The organism is Stutzerimonas tarimensis, assembly GCF_042648805.1.
Taxonomy (GTDB): Bacteria; Pseudomonadota; Gammaproteobacteria; order Pseudomonadales; family Pseudomonadaceae; genus Azomonas; species Azomonas tarimensis.
On the sequence record NZ_JBHRXZ010000004.1, the window covers coordinates 1 to 704 of the forward strand.

At 64.3% G+C, this 704-nt stretch carries 1 pseudogene; it reads right to left on the minus strand.

Going from position 1 to position 704, the window contains the following annotated elements:
• Positions 1-704: pseudogene (locus ACFOMF_RS02865) on the minus strand (oxaloacetate decarboxylase); the annotation flags it as partial.

The window sequence follows — 704 nt, forward strand, 5'->3', positions numbered from 1 at the left end:
GCGACCAGGATGCGCGAGTCGACGCCCTTGAGGTTGCCTTCGAATTTCGCGTACTTCTTGCGCACCTCGCGGAAGTAGGCGGCGATCTCTTCCAGCAGCAACAGGTCGAGACCGGTGTCGCGCTCGGTGCCCTGGAAGATGGCCACCACCGATTCGGTCGGCGAATGGCCGTAGGTCATCGACAGCGAGGAAATGGCGGTGTCGACGTTGTCGATGCCGGCTTCCACCGCCTTGAGAATGGCGGCGGTGGACAGGCCGGCGGTGGCGTGGCACTGCATGTGGATCGGGATGGACAGGGTCTGCTTCAGTCGCGACACCAGTTCGAACGCCAGGTAGGGCGTGAGGATGCCGGCCATGTCCTTGATCGCCAGCGAATCGGCGCCCATGTCCTCGATCTGCTTGGCGAGGTCCAGCCACATGTCCAGGGTGTGCACCGGGCTGGTGGTGTAGGAGATGGTGCCCTGGGCGTGCTTGCCGATGGCCTTCACCGCCTTGAGCGCGGTTTCCAGGTTGCGCGGGTCGTTCATCGCGTCGAATACGCGGAACACGTCCACTCCGTTGGTGGCGGCGCGCTCGACGAACTTTTCCACCACGTCATCGGCGTAGTGCCGGTAGCCGAGCAGGTTCTGGCCACGCAGCAGCATCTGCTGGCGGGTGTTGGGCATGGCCTGCTTCAGGGCGCGGATACGCTCCCAGGGGTCTTC